The organism is Sporosarcina trichiuri (assembly GCF_030406775.1).
Classification (GTDB): domain Bacteria; phylum Bacillota; class Bacilli; order Bacillales_A; family Planococcaceae; genus Sporosarcina; species Sporosarcina trichiuri.
In genome coordinates this window covers 2,295,001-2,297,500 of record NZ_CP129119.1, presented here as the reverse complement: position 1 = coordinate 2,297,500, position 2,500 = coordinate 2,295,001, and the positions used below count along the sequence as shown (strand labels likewise).

The 2,500-nt window shown below is 53.2% G+C and carries 3 tRNA genes and 2 rRNA genes (2 of these 5 running past the window's edge); all 5 read left to right on the top strand.

Features of this window, described 5'->3' with window-relative positions:
* Window positions 1-2,033: ribosomal RNA gene (locus QWT68_RS11630) — 23S ribosomal RNA — on the top strand; it begins 899 nt to the left of the window's first position.
* A gap of 151 nt (window positions 2,034-2,184) precedes the next feature.
* Window positions 2,185-2,300 (top strand): 5S ribosomal RNA (gene rrf / locus QWT68_RS11625).
* A 21-nt stretch (window positions 2,301-2,321) separates the two neighbouring features.
* Window positions 2,322-2,397, top strand: a tRNA-Val gene (locus tag QWT68_RS11620).
* 8 nt (window positions 2,398-2,405) lie between these two features.
* Window positions 2,406-2,481 (top strand) — tRNA-Thr (locus QWT68_RS11615).
* Between the two features lie 8 nt (window positions 2,482-2,489).
* Window positions 2,490-2,500: transfer RNA gene (locus tag QWT68_RS11610), tRNA-Lys, on the top strand (it continues 65 nt past the right edge of the window).

Sequence of the window (2,500 nt, the reverse complement as noted above, 5' to 3'; positions counted from 1 at the left end):
TCGGAGGTAGAGCACTGTTTGGACGAGGGGCCCATCCCGGGTTACCGAATTCAGACAAACTCCGAATGCCGATGATTTATGTTTGGGAGTCAGACTATGGGTGATAAGGTCCGTAGTCGAGAGGGAAACAGCCCAGACCGCCAGTTAAGGTCCCCAAGTATTCGTTAAGTGGAAAAGGATGTGGCGCTGCCCAGACAACCAGGATGTTGGCTTAGAAGCAGCCATCATTTAAAGAGTGCGTAATAGCTCACTGGTCGAGTGGCGCTGCGCCGAAAATGTATCGGGGCTAAACGAATCACCGAAACTGCGGATTGACACCTCAGGTGTCAGTGGTAGGAGAGCGTTCCAAGGGCGTTGAAGCTGGACCGGAAGGACTGGTGGAGCGCTTGGAAGTGAGAATGCCGGTATGAGTAGCGAAAGAAGGGTGAGAATCCCTTCCACCGAATGCCTAAGGTTTCCTGAGGAAGGCTCGTCCGCTCAGGGTTAGTCAGGACCTAAGTCGAGGCCGATAGGCGTAGACGATGGATAACAGGTTGATATTCCTGTACCACCTCCCCGCCGTTTGAGTAATGGGGGGACGCAGAAGGATAGGGTGAGCGCGCTGTTGGTCATGCGCGTCCAAGCAGTGAGGTGTGGAACGAGGCAAATCCCGTTCCTGTAACATTGAGCTGTGACGGCAAGGGGAAGTTTCCCTGGAGTCCCTGATTTCACACTGCCAAGAAAAGCCTCTAGCGAGGCGGGAGGTGCCTGTACCGCAAACCGACACAGGTAGGCGAGGAGAGAATCCTAAGGTGATCGAGAGAACTCTCGTTAAGGAACTCGGCAAAATGACCCCGTAACTTCGGGAGAAGGGGTGCTCTGGTAGGGTGAACAGCTCGAGAGAGCCGCAGTGAATAGGCCCAGGCGACTGTTTAGCAAAAACACAGGTCTCTGCAAAACCGTAAGGTGACGTATAGGGGCTGACGCCTGCCCGGTGCTGGAAGGTTAAGAGGAGAGGTTAGCGCAAGCGAAGCTTCGAATTGAAGCCCCAGTAAACGGCGGCCGTAACTATAACGGTCCTAAGGTAGCGAAATTCCTTGTCGGGTAAGTTCCGACCCGCACGAAAGGCGTAACGATCTGGGCACTGTCTCAACGAGAGACTCGGTGAAATTATAATATGCGTGAAGATGCGCATTACCCGCGACAGGACGGAAAGACCCCGTGGAGCTTTACTGTAGCCTGATATTGAATTCCGGTGCAGCCTGTACAGGATAGGTAGGAGCCTTGGATGCGTGAGCGCCAGCTTACGCGGAGGCAATGGTGGGATACTACCCTGGCTGTATTGGACTTCTAACCCTTGCCCGTGATCCGGGCAGGAGACAGTGTCAGGCGGACAGTTTGACTGGGGCGGTCGCCTCCTAAAAGGTAACGGAGGCGCCCAAAGGTTCCCTCAGAATGGTTGGACATCATTCGAAGAGTGCAAAGGCATAAGGGAGCTTGACTGCGAGACCGACAAGTCGAGCAGGGTCGAAAGACGGGCTTAGTGATCCGGTGGTTCCGCATGGAAGGGCCATCGCTCAACGGATAAAAGCTACCCCGGGGATAACAGGCTTATCTCCCCCAAGAGTCCACATCGACGGGGAGGTTTGGCACCTCGATGTCGGCTCATCGCATCCTGGGGCTGTAGTCGGTCCCAAGGGTTGGGCTGTTCGCCCATTAAAGCGGTACGCGAGCTGGGTTCAGAACGTCGTGAGACAGTTCGGTCCCTATCCGTCGCGGGCGCAGGAAATTTGAGAGGAGCTGTCCTTAGTACGAGAGGACCGGGATGGACACACCGCTGGTGTACCAGTTGTCTTGCCAAAGGCATCGCTGGGTAGCTATGTGTGGACGGGATAAATGCTGAAAGCATCTAAGCATGAAGCCCCCCTCGAGATGAGATTTCCCATTACGCAAGTAAGTAAGATCCCTCAAAGATGATGAGGTGGATAGGTCTGGTGTGGAAGCATGGCGACATGTGGAGCTGACAGATACTAATCGATCGAGGACTTAACCAAACAAAAGCGGAAGCGCCGTAAGGCGGTCTTGGCTGCGCAATGTCTGTTTTATCCAGTTTTGAAAGAACGATAAGATCTTTCAAAAAAATCTTGTATAATACCTACGCGGTAGTATATAATATTAAATGTCTTTAAAAAGGTAAACAACTTGTCTGGTAATGATGGCGAAGAGGTCACACCCGTTCCCATACCGAACACGGAAGTTAAGTTCTTCAGCGCCGATGGTAGTAGGGGGCTTCCCCCTGTGAGAGTAGGACGTTGCCAGGCAGACGCAGCAATGCGTATTATGGAGGATTAGCTCAGCTGGGAGAGCATCTGCCTTACAAGCAGAGGGTCGGCGGTTCGAGCCCGTCATCCTCCACCATATTTTGTGCCGGTGTAGCTCAACTGGTAGAGCAACTGACTTGTAATCAGTAGGTTGAGGGTTCAAGTCCTTTCGCCGGCACCACTTTGTACGAGCCATTAGC